Source organism: Mycobacterium gastri (genome assembly GCF_002102175.1).
Classification (GTDB): Bacteria; Actinomycetota; Actinomycetes; order Mycobacteriales; family Mycobacteriaceae; genus Mycobacterium; species Mycobacterium gastri.
Genome location: NZ_LQOX01000132.1, coordinates 15,002 through 32,810 on the forward strand (window position 1 = coordinate 15,002; position 17,809 = coordinate 32,810).

Below are 17,809 nucleotides of genomic sequence, written 5' to 3' on the forward strand. Positions count from 1 at the left end.
GACGACGCTCAGTCCCGTACCCCATCCACCGTGACAACCAGGTGGCGCGGCCCGCGCAGCAGAGGACTCCTTCGGTACGGGGGCGGATCCGCGACCAGCCGCGGTGATTTCAGCCGGCGCGCCAGTGCGGTTAATGCCATCTGTGTTTCGAGCCGAGCCATGGGAGCACCGAAGCACGCGTGAATGCCGTGTCCGAAACCGAGATGTTGATTGTCCGGGCGGTCGGGCACGAACAGGTCAGGGTCGGTGAAGCGCCGCGGATCGCGATTTCCGGCGGCAAGCAGAAGCATGACTTTCGCGCCCCGCGGGATCGTCACCCCGGCAAGGGAGATGTCGGCCAGGGCCACCCGCGGCGTGATTTGTGCGGGCGGCTCGTAGCGGAGCAGTTCCTCGACCAACGGGATGACCAAGTCGGGTTCGCGGCGCAGCCGCTCCATCACCTCGGGATGCCGCAGCAGGGTCAGCATCCCATTGGCGATCAGGTTGACGGTCGTTTCGTGGCCGCCGATGAGCAGCAGGACTCCCGTGTCCGCGATTTCGGTCATGCTCATCTGGCCGTCGGGGCTGTCGTCGGTGACCCACCGCGACAGCATGTTGTGGCCCGGGCGCCGGCGATAGGCCTCGGCGATCCCGGTGATGTATTCCCGCATCTCGGCGATCGCTTGCTCACCTCGGTGGCGCTGTTGGGGTGTTCCGAATTCGCCGTCGAGGAAGTCTTGCGTCCAGCGCTGGAACCGGGGTTCGTCCTCGAGCGGCACCCCGAGCATGTCGCAGATCATGGACACCGGCAGTGGATACGCCAGGTCGTCCACGATGTCTATCTGGCTGCGGCCGCGACAGTCGTCGATGAGGCGCTGAACCGTGTCGGCGAACTTGTCGCGCATGCCGTCGATCCATCCGGCCCGGTGCGGCGGACCGAAATGCCGCATCGCCATGCGGCGTAGCCGGCCGTGCTCGGGCGGGTCGAGCGTGATGAAGCCCGGGATCAGATCTGGCTCCAGTTGGGCGCCCTTGGTCATATCGGAGCTGATCCGCGGGTCGTGAAGCAAAGTCACGATTTCCCGATGGGTGCTGACGACGTAGCTGCCATCCTCGTACTGGGCCACCGGTGTCTGCCGCAGCTGGGCGTACAGCGGATATGGGTTGGCACGGTTGGCGTAGTCGAGGACTTGTTGATACGCGGATTGTGGCGTCATGACGGCTCGCTCTCAGCCTGCTCGTGGCCGGTCAGAATGAATCCGGGCAGGGCCTGAGTCGGAAACCGGGCTGGGACCGGCTGGGCGTCGGCCGGCTGGTCGAAGCCGGGTGCGACGGGCGGGAACGGGGCCGATTCGGCGATCAGCCGTTCGAAGAAGTCCAGCCACATGCCCTGGTTGAAGGTGACGGCCCCGACGAGTCGGCCTTGCCTGCCGTAGGCGGCGACGAACCGGTGCTTATCGACCGAGCCCTGGCTGACGACGACCTCATCGGCGAAGCGCGGCACGCCGACGGACTTGATATTGACCCCGAACTGGGCGGACCAGAACGTGGGCACCGCCAGATGGAGGCGGCGCTGGGCGGGGGCGCACGCCATGTTGTGAGCCGCGACCTCGGCCTGGGCCACGGCGTTGCTCCAGTGCTCCACACCCAGGAACTCGAAATCGTAGAGCGGGTGTGGGCAGCGGGCCACGTCGCCTGCGACAAAGACATTGTCGGTGACGATGCCGTTCAGCCCGAAGGCGCGGCAGGCCGCGTCGCAGGCCACACCCCAGTTGCTGTCGGCTGCCAATCCCGAGCCTTGCAACCACTCGGTATTGCGGAGCGAGCCGAGCGCGGCCACGGCCACCTCGACGTCGAGCGTGGTTCCGTCGGACAGGTGTGCGCGCCGGAGTCGCCCGTTTTCATCCCCCTCCAACTCGGTGACGGTGACGCCGCAGCGCAGATCGACGCCGTGCTGTCGCTGCAGGGTCGCGGCGACGTCGCCGATCACCCCGCCCAAAGCGTTCTGCAGCGGGGCCCCGCCCCGATCGACCACCGTCACGGGCAGATCTAGTTCACGGCAGACCGAGGCGATTTCCGAGCCGATGAACCCGGCGCCGATGGTGAGCACCCGCCGCGGCTTGGCGACCAGGTACTGCCGCAGCCGGGCGGCGTCATCGCGCGTGCGCAGCACTCCCACGCCGGCGAGAGCGGCTTCAGCTCGGTTGGGCCATGGTCGGGCGCGCGCGCCGGTGGCAATCAGTAGGCGGTCGAAGCCAACTTTCTGGCCGTCGGCGAGGTGCACCCGCTGCGCGGCCAGATCCAAGCCGACGGCGGCGACCCCCAGTCGCCATTCGGCGTCGAGCCGGCACCGGCGCGGCAGCGCGGTTTGGTCGGCCGGCGCATAGCCCGTCAGGACTTGCTTGGATAGCGGTGGACGGTCGTACGGCTCGTAGGGCTCCTCGCCGATCAGGGTCAACTTTCCAGAAAAACCCTTCTCGCGCAACGCCTCCGCCGCCCGCAGTGCTGCCAGCGATGCGCCGACGATCACGACCCGCCCAAGGTCCTGGCGGGTCCCGGCAACCGAGGTGGTCATGCTGACTCCGCTTCGTGGGTCAGTTCCGCATCTTCTAACCGATCCGTGCGGATCGCCTGGACCGGACAGGCTGCTGCGGCGCGCAGGATCTGCTGGCGCTGCGCAACGTCCGGGTTGGGGTGATATACCAGCGCCTCCTCCCCCGCCAGCTTGAATGCCTGGGGCGCAAGGAAGCAGCACTGGGCGTAGCCCTGACAACGCACCAGATCGACGACGATACGCAAAACAAATTCTCCTTCGGGGGCGGACGAGTCCTCGTGAAGGGGTGCAGCATGCGCGGCTGAGTGCCGTGTTTTCACTACAGCCCGGTCGTGAAGTTTCCCTAGGTCGTCAATCGACCCATTGACAATGTTATCGAACGATAACCAAGGTGTCAACGGGCACTCTCCGGGCCAACCGTTGAACCCGATCGCCAGAACGCTGAGTTGGCCCCAGGACCGGTGCGCCGCAATGCCAAGCAGTTTCGGCTGGCGATACCTGGGCGGCGCTGGATGCCGAGGTTGGCCCGCGACGGCTCGGTCCTAAATGATCTGTCCCCGAACGTCGTTGAACGCGTACGCTACGAGTAGCGACGACGGATGTCCGTCGCCTGTAGTGGTGCCGACGAAATTCGCAGCGGCTCAATAAGTTTCGTGAATCCGACGGTCACGGAGTTGAGTGCCCGCCGCCGGATCCGCCGCCGGATGCGGCGAACCACCACCACCGCGACGAGACCGACCGCCACGTCGGCAAGTATCGCCCCGCGCCCTCGGCGCCGCAGACGTGGGCTGCTCGAGCGGCGGCCGAGGCGGTAGCCGATGCCCAGTGCTATCAGCAGCGCAGCGATAGCCGTCAACGCGGTCATGGATCGAGGATCTTGCGTCGCCGTCGCGGTTGGGTCACGGCCCAGGCACGCCTTGGCCAACACCGACGTAAGGTAAGCACTCAGGGCACCGGAGCCGGTCAGCGATCGATGCGGAAGCGTTTGACCCGCGAGCGCGCGCCAGACACCAATTCGACTCGGCTCCTTGGCAAGTGATAGTGAGCTGCCAGCAGCCGGGCAACCGCTTCGTTGGCTTTGCCGTCGACCGCCGGCTCGGGCACGTAGATCGTCAGCTCGGCGCCGGAAACCGGCTCGACACGCGGACCTTTACGAGAGCCGGGTTTGACCTTGACGACGACGATGTCGGCCATGCCGGGTGACGCTATCGCGCCGTTGCGTCACGCTCTGCGAACCGCGGAACTCCGGCCGGCGCGCCAGTCATGCGAGACCCGCGCAACGCTCGAGTAGTTGTAGCGTGGGCGGCTGCCGAAACGCCAACACCATGTGGTCGCAGCCCAGTTGCTCGAATTCGGGCAACAACGCCAGTTGCTCGTCGACCTGTCCGGCCATTGCCGGATGCAGGGGCACTTGCCCGGAACGGCGGACCTCGGCAGGGTTGCGGCCTACTTCGGCACAGGCCTTGTCCAGCCGGGCGTTCACGTCGCCCCACAGCTGCGGGCCGTCGTAGGCGGGCATGTTCCACTCGTCGGCGTGGCGGGCGATGAGACGCAGCATCTTTGGCCCGGTACCCGCGATCACGATTGGCGGGTGCGGAAATTGAATGGGCTTGGGCTCGCAGAGCGCGTCCGCGAGCGTGAAGAATTCACCGGAAAAGTTCACCAACTGCTCCGTCCAGAGCTTGCGGATCACCGTCAATGCTTCGTCGACCATTGCGACCCGGCTCGTCGGGTTCGGGAACGTGATCCCGTACCCACGATGCTCGGCTTCGTGCCATCCCGCGCCGATGCCGAAATTGAGCCGCCCGCCGGAGATGTGGTCGACGGTGACCGCCATCTTGGCCAGCACCGCCGGATTCCGGTACGTCACGCCGGTCACCAGGCAGCCGATCCGACTCCGTTCGGTGATCGCCGCCATGGCGGCCAGCGTCGTCCAGCCCTCGTAGGTCGGCTCGTCGAACTCCGATGGTCCGAAGAAGTGGTCGTAGTCCCAAATCCCTTCGAAACCAAGGTGATCGGCGCTTCGCCACAAATCTTTCAGTTCGGGGAATGTGAAACTCAGATGGAACTTGACCGAGATCCGCATGCCGCGATCGTACGGTCGGAGCCCTGGTCGCGTGATCCTTATCCGCTCATGCGCCGCCAAAACCCGGCGGTCGGCGTGAAGCCGGCCAACGGCCGGGCCGGAATGGCTACCATCTTTCTGTGCGCGCTCCGCTTGCCGTGAAGTCGGTTGGACAATTGTTGGTGGCTGTTGCAGTCTCCGCTGTGCTGACGATCGCTGCGGCCGTGTTGCCGCCCGGCGCGCCGGGCGCCCCGCGGCGGGCCAGTGCGGCCAATTGCCCGCAGGTGGAAGTTGTCTTCGCCCGCGGCAGATTGGAGTCGCCGGGGCCCGGCGTGATCGGCAATGCGTTCATCAGCACTCTCGCCTCCAAGGTCGGCGGTAGGAGCATGGGCAGCTATGCCGTCAAATACCCGGCCGACACCGAGGTCGACGTCGGCGCCAATGACATGGGCCGCCATGTTCAGTACATGATCAACGCCTGCCCGGCCACCCGGCTGGTGCTCGGCGGCTACTCCCTCGGCGCCGCGGTCACCGACGTGGTGCTTGCGGTGCCGATGTCCGCATTTGGGTTCGACAGCCCGCTACCTCCCGGTGCCGACGAGCACATCGCCGCCGTCGCGATGTTCGGCAACGGAAGTCAGTGGGTGGGTCCGATCACCAACTTCAGCCCGGTCTACAACGACAGGACTATCGAGCTGTGCCACGGCTCCGACCCAGTCTGCAACCCGGCCGACCCGAACACCTGGAAGCAGAACTGGCCGCAACACAACGCCAGTGCCTACATCCAGGCAGGCATGGTCAATCAGGCAGCCGACTTCGTCGCCGGCAAGCTGTAGCGGGTGGATATCGGGCGACTCGTCACGCGCTACGCCCGCCGGTTCAGTCGGGTGCACGCCGGCGTGCACCCGGTGTCGTCGCCGTTGGGCGCGTGGTTGCTTCTCGCGCTGGCCGCGCCGGTGGCACGCGACCACACCGAGGCGGCCGCGGCCACCTCGGTTGCGTTGCGCAGCGCGATGGTGTCGTCGGCGCTGTCGCGGTCGGCGACGCTGCGTTTCGGTCATCCCTATGCGGTAGTTGCTGTGACCGGTGCGCGTCGGCGCGGCGATCCGTGGGCGGGTGTGCCGGTGTTCGCCGCGTGGGTGTGCGAACCCGCCGACGTCGCGTCGATCGGCTAGCCAGCCGTCATTTGGGCTGCCGCCATTCGCTGATCTTGCGGCCCAGCGAATCGGCCGCGCTCGTGGCGGCGCGCCCGACGCCGTCGACGAGGCCGCCGAGGCCGTCACGGATGCCCTTGATCAGCGGGTCCTCGGACTGGTCGAAGCCGTCGCGGTAGTGCCGAGCGGCCTGGCCCACGTCGTCGGTCAGCGAGGACTTGTCGTCGTCGGCTCGGCGGGGATAGTCGCCGGACATCACCTTGCCGTAGCCGCCGGCGTCCACCCACTTGGTCAGGGCGGCGGCCCGCAACACCGAGAACGGATGTGTCTGCAGTTCCAGGTTCAGCAGCTTGAGCAGCCCGTCACGCATGTCTCCGGACCGTTCGTACTCCCGCGCCTGGGCCAAAAAGGTCTCTGAATCCAGCTTGTCCAACCGGCTACCGCCGGCGAGTTTCATCTCGACCCGAATCGCGGTGTCCAAGTCCTGGCTGCACAGCAGCCCGGCTCGGTCGCCGGACAGCTCCGATTTGCGTTGCCACTCCAACAGCGCGGCGATGATGGCGCGCAACGCCCAGCCGCCGACCGGCACCACGCCGAACGATCGTGCCAACCGCATCAGATGCATCATCATCGTGCGGTACACCGCGTGCCCGGACAGCGCGTGGCCTAGCTCGTGACCCACCACGAATCGGAGTTCGTCATGGGTCATCAAGTCGTAGAGCGCGGAAGTGATCACGATGAACGGCTGCTCCATCCCGATCGTGTACGCGTTCACGATCGGCGACTGCGCGACGTACAGCTCGGGCTTGGCCGGAGCGTCGAGAACGTCGGCGCATTCGTCCAGCAGGGCGTCGAGATCAGCGAATTGGCGCGGCCCGACGCGGGCGGCGCTGGCCAGGTAGAGCAGCCGGTGTTGACGCTCGCGCAGCATTCCCGACAGGAGTTTCAGGATCTGGTCGAAGCCCTTCAGGCGGCGCAGCGCCGATAGCGCGGTCCGGTCGGCGGGATGCTCCCAGGCGCGCGAGCTGATGCCGGGGAATGTGGTTCGGGTGGTGGCGGGTGGCTGAGACATTGGCGCTCCCCTCGATGCTCAGTATCAGGATACGGAGCCTGGCGCGGGGCGCCATTCAACTGAATTGGGGGCGGGCTTGAGTCCAGTTTTAGGCCGGTGCGTCGGCGCTGACCCATCCTGGGGTGGCGGGCACACCGGCGCCGACGTCGTGGCCCAGTGCTGCTGCGCGCTGACGACCCAGATATGCGGGATGACGACGCATCTCTTCGAGGAGCTGACTTTCGCGCCGCTGGGCCGCAATCCAAGCCGGGTGTGACTCCAGACTGATCACCGTTGCCCCTGATGCCTTCGCCACGATTGTCCTTTCCTCTCATCCCACCGACTCAGGTTCACACGGCGCTGTGCAACGTAAAGTTAGGATTCTTAGCAAACCTGTGATCAAACCGTGTCTTTAGATAAGAATTAGCCATGAATTTCCGGGGGTCCCAGGCGTTTCCGCAGGTCTGGTTCCGGCGGTGGCCCGCCGGAACCGCTGGGTCCGAAAACCGGCCGTTGCTGACGCTCGGTGCTCGCTGCTGTGGCGGAATTGTTATCGCCCGCACCGGAATTCTCCCAGAGACGTTAATTTATGTAGTCGGCGGCTTCACCGCGTGAGGAGGGCCACCGCGCTCCACGGTCTACGGCCCGGGTGACGCGGATCGGGCTGGGGCAGCCATGCGGCTGCGCGCATGGATTTGGGTAGGCGGTGGAATCGATTCGCGGCCGCAAACAGCGATTCCGATTGGGCTACTCGCCAGCCGAGGCCTTCGAAGAAGGCCAGCCCGTTATCCGGCGCGAACGTGAAGGGCGCATTCTCCAGCATTCCCGCCATCCTCTTGTTCATCATCATCTTCAGACCCGGACCGGCGAAATCGAGCATCCACCAACCGACTTCGGGCCGGCGTATGGCTTCCGAAAGTGCAACGACGTCCTGCTCGGCGAGATACATCAACAGGCCCTCGGTTAGGACCAGCGCATTGCCGGCGCCGTCGAGGGCCTCGGTGAAGAACATCTCGCGGGCAAGCGGGTCGGCCAGGTCGAAGGCGCTGCGGGTCAATTCGCATCGCGGCGTCTGGTCGGCCAGCAATTCGGTTTTTTCGGCAAGCAACTGCGGCAAATCAGCTTCGATCCACCGCAATCGAGATGGCAGATTCAGCCGATACGGTCGAGTGTCCAGGCCGGCGGCCAGGTTCAGCACTCGGTCACAACCCTCCGCGATTGCCCTGGCAATGGTGTCGTCGATGATTTTGGTGCGCGCGACCAGCCACCAACCATTGCGAAGTGTCCACGGCGCGTGCCGGACGATCGCGCGGCCATGCTGACCGGCCAGACGCTGGGCAAGCGGGTCGCTGAACAATGCGTCGGGGCGGGCCGATTCGGTGGCCCGATGCAGGGCCGTCAACCTGGCAGTGTCGGAAACATGAGTGATGACGTGCCCGTCGCCGGACTCAGAGCCTGACATAGAGGCGTTATAGCATTCCCGGCGAAATCCGCCGTGGTTCGCAGGTAAAGGTTCGCAGGCAAATTGGATTCGGCGCATATGTCGCGGCGTTGACGTGTCGGGTACCGTGCGCTCATGCCCGATCGCAACCGCCGGTTTCTGCTCCGTGAACGACCTACCGGACGCATCGGTGCGGACACCTTTGAACTCAGCGATGCGCCGGTCCCCGAAATCGCCGATGGGGAGGCGATGGTCCGTGTCGACTGGATTTCGCTCGATCCGACGAACCGCGCCTGGATCAACGATCTGCCGTCCTACCTGCCGCCGGTCGGCATCGGTGAGGTCATGCGTGGTGGCGGGCTCGGCGAGGTCGTCGAGTCGAAAAATCCCCGGTACCCGGTCGGTCAGACGGTGCAGGGTCTGGTCGGCTGGCAGGAGTACGCGGTGGTTTCGGACGCGACGCCGGTGCTGCCGGTCGACGTCGCCGACGGCGTCTCCCCCAGCGCCTACCTGGGTGCTCTCGGAATGACCGGGCTCACGGCGTGGATCGGGATTCGTGACATCGGCAAGCCGCGGGCCGGCGAGACGGTCGTGGTTTCCGCGGCGGCGGGCGCGGTCGGCTCGGTTGCCGGCCAGCTGGCCAAGGCCGATGGGGCGCGCGTCGTCGGCATAGCCGGCGGCCCGGAGAAGTGCGCTCTGCTCACCGAACAGCTCGGCTTCGACGCCGCTGTCGACCACCGGGCCGACGACTGGCCCGCACAACTGGCCGCGGCCACTCCCCACGGCATCGATGTCGACTTCGAAAACGTCGGCGGCGACATCATGGACGCGATCTTCGCGCGCCTCAATATTGGCGCGCGCATCGCCCTGTGCGGCCTGATCTCGGGCTACAACTCGGTCGATCCGCCCCCCGGACCACGCGCATTCGCCAATCTGCTCGTCCAGCGCGCGACGCTGCAGGGCTTCATCATCCTCGACCACCTGCACCGCGCGCCGGAGGCGACCGCGGAGATCTCGGGGCTGATCGCCGAGGGTAAGCTCACGCCGCTGGAAACCGTCGTGGCGGGCTTCGAGCAGCTGCCCACGGCCATCAACATGCTGTTCGACGGCAAGAACGTCGGCAAGCTGGTGGTCAAGGTATCGCCGTAGGCACTGCGGGTCGCGGCTTAGCGCGGTACGGCTCGGGCATTCTCGGCCTGCTATCCTCCCTGGCTTATGCCTGAGATGGATCGTCGTCGCATGATGCTGATGACGGGCTTCGGTGTATTTGGCGTGCTCGGGGTGGCCAATCCGGTTCCCAGGGCGCATGCCGACCCGTTCCCGCGTGGCGCACCGGCGGGACGTATGCCCATGCCCGCGGCGCCGGCTCCCAATGGTCAGGCGGGCAACTACGTTTTCCACGACGAGTTCGACGGCCCGGCCGGTTCGGCACCCGATTCGTCGAAGTGGACCATAGCCCGAGCGCGCGAGCAGATGAAGGATCCGACGTACTGGGAGCGGCCCGAGAACGTCGGGCAGTACCGCGACGATCGCCAGAACGTGTTCCTCGACGGCCACTCCAACCTGGTCATCCGGGCCGCCAAAGACGGCGGGACCTACTATTCGGGCAAGCTGCAGAGCCCGTGGCGGGGCGGCATCGGCCACACCTGGGAGGCCCGCGTCAAACTGGACTGCCTGACGGCCGGATGCTGGCCGGCCTGGTGGTTGTCCAATGAGGACCGCGGCGAAATCGACATCCTCGAGTGGTACGGCAACGGCAGTTGGCCGTCGGCCACCACCGTCCACGCCAAATCGAATGGCTCCGAATGGAAGACGCACAATATCGCGCTGGACAGTGGGTGGCACACCTGGCGATGCCAATGGGATGAGGCCGGGATGCGGTTCTGGCAAGACTATGTCGACGGCGCGCAGCCGTACTTCACGGTGGCGGCGCATTCACTGCCGGACTGGCCGTTCAACGATCCCGGCTACACCGTGTCTCCAGTGGTGAACCTCGCGGTCGCCGGCTCCGGCGGCGGCGACCCCGGGCCGGGGACCTATCCCGCTCAGATGCTCGTCGACTGGGTGCGGGTCTGGTAGTCACAACGCCGCGACCACGAGGACTTTCGACGGGTCCCTGGGATCGACCCGCACCGGCACCTCGGCGCCGACCGCAAGATGCGGTGCCGTCGACAGCTCGAGCGCGATGCGCCGCGTCGCGCGGTACGAATCACGTTCGGGCAGTTGCACATCCAGTTCCAGCTCGTGCCAGGATCCCAGTGTTGTGGTTGCGACGTTGCGGCGGATCCCGACGATGGTGGCCACGCCCGCTAGGCCGTCGCGCAGCAGCCGTTCCCGGTCGGCGTTGAGCGTGTCGAGTTCGGCGAACGCGTCCATCGCCCAAGGCTGGTCGGCGCGTGTGACTCGTTGAGCCGCACTGGCTTTCCTGGCTCGCCGCAACCAGTTCGTGTCCGCCAGGGTACGGCGCCACCCGGTGATCGTCGATGCGGCCGGCGAGAACCTGGAGCCGGCGCCGGCCGGAACACAGTACCGTTGCCGCATGTTTCGGATGACGGTCCAGGACGTGTTCTTCATCCGCGGTCGCGGGATCGTGGCCACCGGCCGCGTGGAGTACGGGCAGTTGCGGGTCGGCGACGAGGTGCAGATCAACGACGGGCCCGGGGTGCGGGTCGACGCCATCGAGGCGTTCCGCAAGAAGCTGGACACGGCGACCGCCGGTGACAACGTCGGCCTGCTCTTCAAAAAGCTCAGCAACCGCGACCTGGCCACCGGGGACGTGATCACCTCGGCGGGTGTGTTTCTGGCGTAGCGCCAGGTGTTTCCGGCGGTGCCCCGCCCGCCGGCGGCCGGCACGAGTTCTTGGGATCGGTAGCGGCCCCGCGCGCCTGTACTTGTCCCAACGACGACGCCACCACGGCGGCGCCTCAGGAAAGGAAGAACACATGAGCATCATTCCCGCCGGCATCGAAGAAAAGATCAACCGCGTCGATCGCCAACCAAGCCTGGCGATCGGCATCAGCCTCGGCCTGCTGGCGGCGTGGTCCTTCTACCGGGTGATCTGGCTGCTGTACCTGTCGATGACGTACGGCTGGTTCATGGGCTCGGTAGCTTTCCAGTTCGTGGTGTGGACCGTGACCGGCGCCGTCGCGGCCATCGCGGCCACCGGTTTCCTGACCCGCTACTTCAAGGGGCCCGGCGCTAACCATTGATGGCTGGCGGCGACGAACCGTGCCGAACCCGACCCGGGTTCGGCACGGTGCCGGCTCGGGAATCTGCGGGTCAGCGGTTGGAGATTCGGCTCAGCGTGCTATCGAAGAGGGCATCGAAGGGTTGCTGGTGCCCGGTGCTGGCCGTGCCGCTCAGAATCAATCCCGAAGTGCGCGCGTAGGAGTAGTAATCGGTTCGGGTGGCATCCGGCTCTCCGCCAATAGTTGTGATGACCGAGTAGCGGAACCGCCGCCGTCCGTCGGCGGAGTGCGAATCCTCGAGGATACGCACCTCATAGGAGCCGACAGCGGCGCTGCTGAAGCGCAGACACCGCGACACCAGGCCGGTGAACGCGTCGAATCCGGTGGGGTCGAATTCACGGCCGACCATCAGCCGGATGTCTCGACGGTCGGCGACCTCTGGCGGATCGGCCGGGTCGTGCCCGAACACTTCGGCCGCATCGAAAGCGCCGGTAGAGGCGACCCCCACCACCCCGAAGCATTCGACGGGACTAAAGCCCAGGCCTTCGTCGGACACGTGGTATCTGAAGTACCCGAACGTATCGGACAGTTCTTTGATATCGCTGACGGTCCACGTGACAGGAAAATCGCCCGGTTTGGGCAGCAACTCCGCCAATTGTTGGTCACTCAACGAGGCCAGCTTCGGCGCGAGTGAGCCCGGGGCCGCGGGACTGCTATGCCGCCAGGCGCGGAGCACGTCCGGTGCGGTGATAGCGATGGCGGCCGTTGCCAACACGCACAGCGCGGCCGCGATCACCCATGGCCGCCGCAAGAGTCCGTTCATAGCGCGCGCAGCCGTTGCAGCGTTTGGCCGGCGAGCTTTTGCACCAGATCGAGCTCGGAACCCTCCATGTAGATAGTGCATTCCAGTAGTACGCCGCGTACCGCGTAATACGTGACGTGATAGGTCGACGAAGGATCGCGGCTACCGATCGTGGTGAACGTTCTGGTGAGTGTGACCGCGGCATCGGCACCGGCGGCCGAGCGCGCTCCGACCTGAGTGGTGACGGTCCGATGGTTCTTGACCCGGCCGTCGAAGAAATAGTTGGTGACACGGTAGGAGCCGCAACGGCCCAGCCAATCCAGGTAGTTCGCGATCCGTGCCGCGGCGTCCGGAACAGCCCAGATCGCGAAGCGGGCATTGGGTCCGTGCTCGCGGCCTTCGCCGGTCGCGGCGAAATCGGCCGCCGCCGCGTCCTGCACGAATAGTTGGGCGTAACGGTCGACCTGGACGTAGGCGGCCAACGCACCCCCGGCGTGGTCCAGGATCTTGGGGATGTCGCCACAGCTGCCCGGTTCGTACGCGGCTGCCGGGTCCTGATGGGGCGCCGTGCTCAGCGCCCCCGGAGCTGGTGTCGCGGCTCGGCGCAACCGCCCCGTCAGCGAATATCCCCAGTCGGACGGGAAGTCGGCGGCGGCTGGCAACGCCGTCGCCAGGACCCAGTCGGTTCGCGATGCTAGGTTCGCCGGGGCGGTATCCGGGCGGTGAGCTGTCACCAACAACGCCGCGCCGCACGCCCCCAGCACGGCAAGAGCGGCGGCCCCCACCGCCCGGGGCCATGGTTGACTGCGCGAAGTAGCGGGTTCCGCGGCCTGGGATCCCATTGGCGCTCCTCCCATGGGCCGGCCGGTGCGACGTCCGCATCGCCAGCGCGGTCGCGGGTAACACTATCGCGGCCGACCAGCCGTCAACCCGATCGACACAGTGCTCCGTATCGGTGCAAACGGCTGCTACGTCGGCTCCGGCGCGGTTTCGGGCGCGGTTGTGGTTCCGCCCGAATAGCGCCAATGGGTCCCGGTCGCGGTAGTGGTAACAAATGCCGCCACGGTGGCGTTACGTCAATCCGCGGCTTTCCGATCAGCCGCATCAGTCTCCGCGGGTTCGGGGTGTCTCGGTGTGCTCGGCAGTGAGCGACAAATTCGTTGCGCCCGTTGGCGTGTCGCTGATAGACGGGCAAATTTCGCACCGACTGGGCCTGGGGTCGGAGTTGTGATCGCCGGACCCAGGACTGCGAGCGGCGCGGTGACTCACATCGGCACCGTCCGCTAGCCGAAGCACTTCGGGCGTTTAGTTAACGTCAGGCGTGAACCAACTCCGGGTGAAATCTCGCCACCATCCGACGTAATCCCTCGCGCCAGTCGACTGTTGTTGCGCTGCCGATGAGTTCGCGCATCCGGGTCAGCTCCACGGGATTTCCGCGCAGCGCCCGATCGCTCTCGGCGAACACCGGCTCCTTGCCGATCAAGGTGCCCAGGTAGGCGCACCACTCCTGGATGCTGACAATCTGGTCACCGGCCCAGTTGACCGTGGTCGCCGGAATCGACGCCACCGCAAGCAGTTTCGGGATAGTGGCGATGATGTCATCCTGATGTATCGGGTTGTAGCGTGCCGGTTCGCCGGGCGGAACCGGGATCGGGATGCCGGCCAGCATCATCTCCATGTGGAAATATGGCCACCCGCCGGTATCGCCGTACGGCACATTGAGGCGGGCGATGGTGGTGGGTACTTCCAGGATTCGTGCCGTCGCCCGGGCGACCGCCTCACCGGCGATCTTGGAGATCGAATACGTGGGGAACAGAAACCGGTGGTTGTCGCCGAGGGCCGCACGCTCGGTGCGCGGCTGGTCGTCCGGCGGATCGTAGACGGCCGCCGATGAGCAGTGCAGGAAGGCCCTTGCGTCGCGGCACCAGGCCATCAGCAGACCAATCGACTCCGCGTTGGCGCTCAGGTCCTTGTCCCAGTCGCCGCTTTTGGCCACTGCAAAGTTGAGGACATAGTCGAAGTCGGACGGGATCGCGGTGAAGTCGCCGGCGGCCAGGTTGACCGATCGGCAGCGAACACCGGCCTCCTCGAGGCCGGCACGCGCGGCGGCGTCGGCGAAACGGGCGATGCCCCATACCTCGTTGTCGGCTGCCAGGGCCCGGGCGACGGGTGCGGCGACCTGGCCGCTGACACCGGTGATCAGGATTTTCGAGTCGGCCATGACGGCGATAGTAAGCGGTTAAGCACATTCCGGGATCCGTCCGGCCCGCGGCACGCACCTCGCCCGGGTTCCAAGGGATTGTCGAGGATTCAGCGAGCGGTTGCCGCCAGCCTTGTCTGACCACATCGCGGTTGTGAAGGCCTCCCGTCGGAAAGGCAATGCTCAAGCCCTGGTGGCCGCGCGCGCTCGTGTCGGCAGTCGGCTATGCGATGGCACTGGCCGCGGACTGGCTCGTCCGTGGGCTGGTGGTCGGCCGATTCGAGCCGTGGCTGCTCACGCCGGTACACGCTGCGAGAGCATCGTGATTTTCGGCCTCGCGGTAGCCGGTTTCACCGGCGGCTCGCACCGGGCCTATCAATTGCTTCGGCCGTCCAGCGCGCCGCCGGTCGGGTTGCACCACGTGGTCATCGATCGTCACATACAGGTCGGTCAGGAGGGCATCGAGGTCTGTCTTCACAACTGCCCATCGGTGCCCTTCAGCCACATCCTTCACAAGCCGGCACGCCGAGAGTGCAACCACGGCGGCACCGCCCGGCGTGTCGCCGCCGCCAGTGCACACTCGGCGCAGCCGGTGCACACTCGGCGAGCAGTTAGGAATTACTGATCTAGGTGGCGGCGGCCCACGCGGCTTCGTTCGGCGGTTCGGGGCGCGACCAGCGGGCGTCGCTCCGCGCGAATCGGGCCGCAGCGGCGATGGCACGCCCGACGCCCCGCATGACCAGGCTTATCCCGAACCGCCGGGCAGCACGGCGAGGTGGTATGCGAGTCGGTAGTGGCCTTGACGGGGCTGCCGCGCCGTCCGTCGAAGTCGAGCGTGCGGTTGTGTACCCGGGCACACCGCGAGCCCGACGGCCAATCTTTGACGCCGCCGGAGGCAACCACGACTTTATTCCCGTCTGATTTCGGATCTGATTCGGGAATTCTTGGTCACCGGAGAATTTAGGTCCAAGAAATGGCCGATGGTGATTACGTCGACAATCGACCGGCCCCGTGCTTACCAGGCCAGCCACGGGTTGGTGATCGGAAAGAGCGCCGACAGCACGCTGTCGGCGGCGGCTTCGTCGAAGCGCGCAGACCTCATCCGCCCCGGCGGGAGCGAGGCCGGTCACCGAAAGCGCCGCCGTGGCGCCGTCCTGCAGCGCGCGAGTGCCCAGATCGGCCAATTGGCTACCGATCTCGGCCACCACCGGATCAAATGACATGGGCTGCATTGACGTACTCCTCGTCGGCTCGTGTCGAATTCGTCTGCCCGGTGATAAAGCGGCAGAACGGCAACTCGAAGAATGGATATTCGATCCGCGCCAATCAACTTTCGCGCTGCTGATCACGAATGTTCTCGGTGCTTGTCAGACCGAATTTAAGACGTCACTGCCCTGGTGTCGCGCTTGTAGGCGATATCCGGTATAAGCGACGATTTCCAGCTTTTGCGCATTGTGCTCAAGCGTGGTGCGTACCGCCGGACCACGGTGATTGCGCGGGCGCGATAGCGCAGGCGGCGTCGTGTGCTGCGTCACAATGAGCCCGAAGGATTCCGGCAACTGGCCCAAAGGCGCCGCCACTGACCCGTCCTGAAAGAAAGTGGCTGGCTAGGGCGCCACGAGGCCTTAGAATTGAACAATCGTGCAGCGCAGCTGTACCGGAGTTTGCGGCGGCAGCCGCGCCACGGGCCCCGCTGATCGTTGAATTGCTAAGCGGTCACGACCACGGTCATGGCCGCACAAATACATAGGAGCAGCAGGCAAATGGACACCATGTCACACGACCCGTCGGCAGGCGATATTGGTTCGCAGTTGGTCGACATCGGCAGCCAGGGCATAAGCGCGGGAAGCACTGCGGCGATGACGGTGCTGACCGGCCTGATCCCCGCGGGCGCTGAAGAGGTCTCGGCGCAGGCGGTGATGGCGTTTGCGCAGGAGGCCGCCTCGATGTTGGCGTCCAACGTAGCGGCTCAAGAAGAGCTGATGCGGACCGGCTCGGCGTTGACCAACATCGCCCAGATGTACGGTGACGCCGACGACAGTGCCGCTGACGCCCTGGCCTTCCGTGGTACGGCGATGTCCCACTCCGCGGGTGGCTCCGGCGCAACGCTTGGTCCGGGACTCATGCGCCCCGGGGCAGTTCAGGCAGCGGCGGAATCGATGGCGCGCGCGCCGCTGATGTCGCAGATGGTGGAAGGGTCATCCTCGCCGATGGCCTCGACCGTTGCCAACGCCGGATCATCGGCGATGAGTGGCGCAGCCCCGCTGAGCAGCGGAATGGGCGGCGGCGCACCGGCCGGCGGTGCCTCCAAAGCAGGTCTGACGTCAGCTACCGGACCCGCGGATCAGGACGAGCGCGAACGCGACGAGCAGGCCGACGCACAAGCCGGTGAACGCCTGGCCTGACAGACCCGCGCAGTTGTCGCCTCGCTGAATCGCGCATCCGTGGCGAGCGCTCGACCGACTGTGTGTGATGGTGAACAGTCCACCATCGCGGTCCTGTCTGCGGCGCATCGCCGAACCGCCGGCCTATCTCCTACGCTTGCGCTGTCCCGTGGTAGCGCAGGAAGCGAAAGAGAGGGCGTAGTGACCAACCCGGACATGGCCACCATCTTGCGGGAGATGAAAATCCCGGAGCGGATGACCGGCAGCCAGGCGCTGCGCGACTTCTTGCTCATCTACATCGATGACCAGGAGTCGCTGGCGAACAACCCGGAACGACTCAAGCAGTTGAACGGCCTGCTCATCCTTTCGCATCTGGAGGTGGTCAACGCTCTCGGGTCGCTGGAATCGGCAGCCGCCGAGCATCACGTGGAGAAGTTCCGGAAAGAGATCGACCGAAAATACCGGAAACGCTGGTGGTTCTAGCCCGGACCCGACATCTACGGTGAGGTGTGCGCTGGATCGTCGACGGTATGAACGTGATCGGGAGTCGCCCGGACGGCTGGTGGAAGGACCGTCACGGCGCCATGGTCGCGCTGGTTGACCGGCTGGACCAGTGGGCCGCTGCTGCCCGAGACGCCGAGGGTAACGAGGTGACCGTGGTGTTCGAGCGACCCCCGTCCAGGGCTATCGGCTCCGCGGTGGTCGAGGTGGCGTATGCGCCCAAAGCGGCCGCCAACTCGGCTGACGACGAGATTGTCCGGTTGGTGCGAGCCGACGCCCAACCGGAGACGATTCGAGTCGTCACATCGGATAAGGCGTTGACCGACCGGGTCCGGCGCTTAGGCGCCGCCGTGTATCCGGCGGAACGTTTTCGTGCACTCATCGAGCCGCTCGCCCCCAGACAGGCCCCCGGACGGGCCCCCGGACAGGATTGAGGCGCACGCCGGAACCGATCCGGCCACCCGGACGGTCAGCGCCGGGCCGGCCGAGC

General features: G+C 66.0%; 23 protein-coding genes and 1 pseudogene. 10 read left to right on the forward strand and 14 right to left on the reverse strand.

Annotation, left to right across the window (positions count from 1 at the left end; all coding sequences use genetic code 11):
* Positions 1–8 precede the first annotated feature (8 nt).
* The 6 genes from AWC07_RS22055 to AWC07_RS22080 all read right to left on the reverse strand — a co-directional run bounded on the left by AWC07_RS22055 (position 9) and on the right by AWC07_RS22080 (position 4,619).
* A complete protein-coding gene (locus tag AWC07_RS22055; RefSeq protein WP_036416260.1) occupies positions 9–1,196 on the reverse strand; it encodes a cytochrome P450 in 1,188 nt (395 codons plus the stop codon).
* Positions 1,193–2,554, reverse strand: a complete 1,362-nt coding sequence (locus tag AWC07_RS22060) for an NAD(P)/FAD-dependent oxidoreductase (RefSeq protein ID WP_036416261.1) — start codon at positions 2,552–2,554, stop codon at positions 1,193–1,195. Before AWC07_RS22060 ends, AWC07_RS22055 begins: the two co-directional genes overlap by 4 nt.
* Positions 2,551–2,778, reverse strand: a complete 228-nt coding sequence (locus AWC07_RS22065; RefSeq protein ID WP_036416270.1) for a ferredoxin — start codon at positions 2,776–2,778, stop codon at positions 2,551–2,553. Before AWC07_RS22065 ends, AWC07_RS22060 begins: the two co-directional genes overlap by 4 nt.
* Before the next feature lie 335 nt (positions 2,779–3,113).
* The gene (locus tag AWC07_RS22070) at positions 3,114–3,398 is read right to left on the reverse strand and encodes a hypothetical protein (RefSeq protein ID WP_036416262.1); all 285 of its coding nucleotides are present in this window, start codon (positions 3,396–3,398) and stop codon (positions 3,114–3,116) included.
* 98 nt (positions 3,399–3,496) lie between these two features.
* Entirely contained in the window at positions 3,497–3,727 is a 231-nt protein-coding gene (locus tag AWC07_RS22075) for a DUF167 domain-containing protein (RefSeq protein ID WP_036416264.1), read from the reverse strand.
* Between the two features lie 67 nt (positions 3,728–3,794).
* Positions 3,795–4,619: a TIGR03560 family F420-dependent LLM class oxidoreductase gene (locus AWC07_RS22080; RefSeq protein ID WP_036416266.1), complete on the reverse strand. Its 825-nt coding sequence runs from the start codon at positions 4,617–4,619 to the stop codon at positions 3,795–3,797.
* 119 nt (positions 4,620–4,738) lie between these two features.
* Here AWC07_RS22080 and AWC07_RS22085 point away from each other — a divergent pair, with 119 nt between their 5' ends.
* Both AWC07_RS22085 and AWC07_RS29005 read left to right on the forward strand, forming a co-directional pair.
* The gene (locus tag AWC07_RS22085; protein WP_036416268.1) at positions 4,739–5,434 is read left to right on the forward strand and encodes a cutinase family protein; all 696 of its coding nucleotides are present in this window, start codon (positions 4,739–4,741) and stop codon (positions 5,432–5,434) included.
* 3 nt (positions 5,435–5,437) lie between these two features.
* Positions 5,438–5,773, forward strand: a complete 336-nt coding sequence (locus AWC07_RS29005; RefSeq protein WP_036412978.1) for a hypothetical protein — start codon at positions 5,438–5,440, stop codon at positions 5,771–5,773.
* Between the two features lie 7 nt (positions 5,774–5,780).
* Here the strand turns inward: AWC07_RS29005 and AWC07_RS22095 are convergent, their stop codons facing one another.
* The 3 genes from AWC07_RS22095 to AWC07_RS22105 all read right to left on the reverse strand — a co-directional run bounded on the left by AWC07_RS22095 (position 5,781) and on the right by AWC07_RS22105 (position 8,265).
* Positions 5,781–6,824, reverse strand: coding sequence for a M48 family metallopeptidase (locus AWC07_RS22095; protein ID WP_036412976.1), 1,044 nt, complete (start codon positions 6,822–6,824; stop codon positions 5,781–5,783).
* Between the two features lie 88 nt (positions 6,825–6,912).
* Positions 6,913–7,119, reverse strand: coding sequence for a hypothetical protein (locus tag AWC07_RS22100; RefSeq protein ID WP_084293505.1), 207 nt, complete (start codon positions 7,117–7,119; stop codon positions 6,913–6,915).
* 288 nt (positions 7,120–7,407) lie between these two features.
* Positions 7,408–8,265, reverse strand: coding sequence for a class I SAM-dependent methyltransferase (locus AWC07_RS22105; RefSeq protein WP_036412975.1), 858 nt, complete (start codon positions 8,263–8,265; stop codon positions 7,408–7,410).
* A 114-nt stretch (positions 8,266–8,379) separates the two neighbouring features.
* Here AWC07_RS22105 and AWC07_RS22110 point away from each other — a divergent pair, with 114 nt between their 5' ends.
* Together AWC07_RS22110 and AWC07_RS22115 are read left to right on the forward strand one after the other, a co-directional pair.
* Entirely contained in the window at positions 8,380–9,393 is a 1,014-nt protein-coding gene (locus AWC07_RS22110) for an NADP-dependent oxidoreductase (protein ID WP_036412973.1), read from the forward strand.
* Positions 9,394–9,459: 66 nt separating this feature from the next.
* Positions 9,460–10,323, forward strand: coding sequence for a glycoside hydrolase family 16 protein (locus AWC07_RS22115; protein ID WP_036412971.1), 864 nt, complete (start codon positions 9,460–9,462; stop codon positions 10,321–10,323).
* On the opposite strand, the gene AWC07_RS22120 is transcribed toward AWC07_RS22115, so the two are convergent.
* Positions 10,324–10,620 carry a Mu transposase C-terminal domain-containing protein gene (locus tag AWC07_RS22120; protein WP_244187661.1) on the reverse strand — a complete coding sequence of 99 codons (297 nt, stop codon included), beginning with the start codon at positions 10,618–10,620 and terminating at the stop codon, positions 10,324–10,326.
* A gap of 163 nt (positions 10,621–10,783) precedes the next feature.
* Between AWC07_RS22120 and AWC07_RS22125 the strand changes: the two genes are divergently transcribed.
* The gene (locus AWC07_RS22125) at positions 10,784–11,053 is read left to right on the forward strand and encodes an EF-Tu/IF-2/RF-3 family GTPase (RefSeq protein WP_085105228.1); all 270 of its coding nucleotides are present in this window, start codon (positions 10,784–10,786) and stop codon (positions 11,051–11,053) included.
* Between the two features lie 133 nt (positions 11,054–11,186).
* The gene (locus AWC07_RS22130; RefSeq protein WP_036416452.1) at positions 11,187–11,453 is read left to right on the forward strand and encodes a hypothetical protein; all 267 of its coding nucleotides are present in this window, start codon (positions 11,187–11,189) and stop codon (positions 11,451–11,453) included.
* Between the two features lie 70 nt (positions 11,454–11,523).
* On the opposite strand, the gene AWC07_RS22135 is transcribed toward AWC07_RS22130, so the two are convergent.
* The 4 genes and pseudogenes from AWC07_RS22135 to AWC07_RS29905 form a co-directional block, all read right to left on the reverse strand.
* A complete protein-coding gene (locus AWC07_RS22135) occupies positions 11,524–12,255 on the reverse strand; it encodes a hypothetical protein (RefSeq protein WP_036416453.1) in 732 nt (243 codons plus the stop codon).
* Positions 12,252–13,076 carry a hypothetical protein gene (locus AWC07_RS22140; RefSeq protein ID WP_036416454.1) on the reverse strand — a complete coding sequence of 275 codons (825 nt, stop codon included), beginning with the start codon at positions 13,074–13,076 and terminating at the stop codon, positions 12,252–12,254. Before AWC07_RS22140 ends, AWC07_RS22135 begins: the two co-directional genes overlap by 4 nt.
* Before the next feature lie 473 nt (positions 13,077–13,549).
* Complete coding sequence (locus AWC07_RS22145) at positions 13,550–14,455, reverse strand: NAD-dependent epimerase/dehydratase family protein (RefSeq protein WP_036416455.1); 906 nt, start codon at positions 14,453–14,455, stop codon at positions 13,550–13,552.
* Positions 14,456–14,810: 355 nt separating this feature from the next.
* Positions 14,811–14,912: pseudogene (locus tag AWC07_RS29905) on the reverse strand (IS982 family transposase); the annotation flags it as partial.
* A gap of 502 nt (positions 14,913–15,414) precedes the next feature.
* Here AWC07_RS29905 and AWC07_RS29410 point away from each other — a divergent pair.
* The 4 genes from AWC07_RS29410 to AWC07_RS22170 all read left to right on the forward strand — a co-directional run bounded on the left by AWC07_RS29410 (position 15,415) and on the right by AWC07_RS22170 (position 17,753).
* Positions 15,415–15,654, forward strand: coding sequence for a hypothetical protein (locus AWC07_RS29410; RefSeq protein WP_036416458.1), 240 nt, complete (start codon positions 15,415–15,417; stop codon positions 15,652–15,654).
* 543 nt (positions 15,655–16,197) lie between these two features.
* A complete protein-coding gene (locus AWC07_RS29910) occupies positions 16,198–16,839 on the forward strand; it encodes a PE family protein (protein ID WP_036416459.1) in 642 nt (213 codons plus the stop codon).
* Positions 16,840–17,019: 180 nt separating this feature from the next.
* Positions 17,020–17,301 (forward strand): hypothetical protein, encoded by a 282-nt coding sequence (locus AWC07_RS22165; protein WP_036416460.1) that lies wholly within the window; start codon positions 17,020–17,022, stop codon positions 17,299–17,301.
* Positions 17,302–17,327: 26 nt separating this feature from the next.
* A complete protein-coding gene (locus AWC07_RS22170) occupies positions 17,328–17,753 on the forward strand; it encodes an NYN domain-containing protein (protein ID WP_036416461.1) in 426 nt (141 codons plus the stop codon).
* Positions 17,754–17,809: the final 56 nt, after the last annotated feature.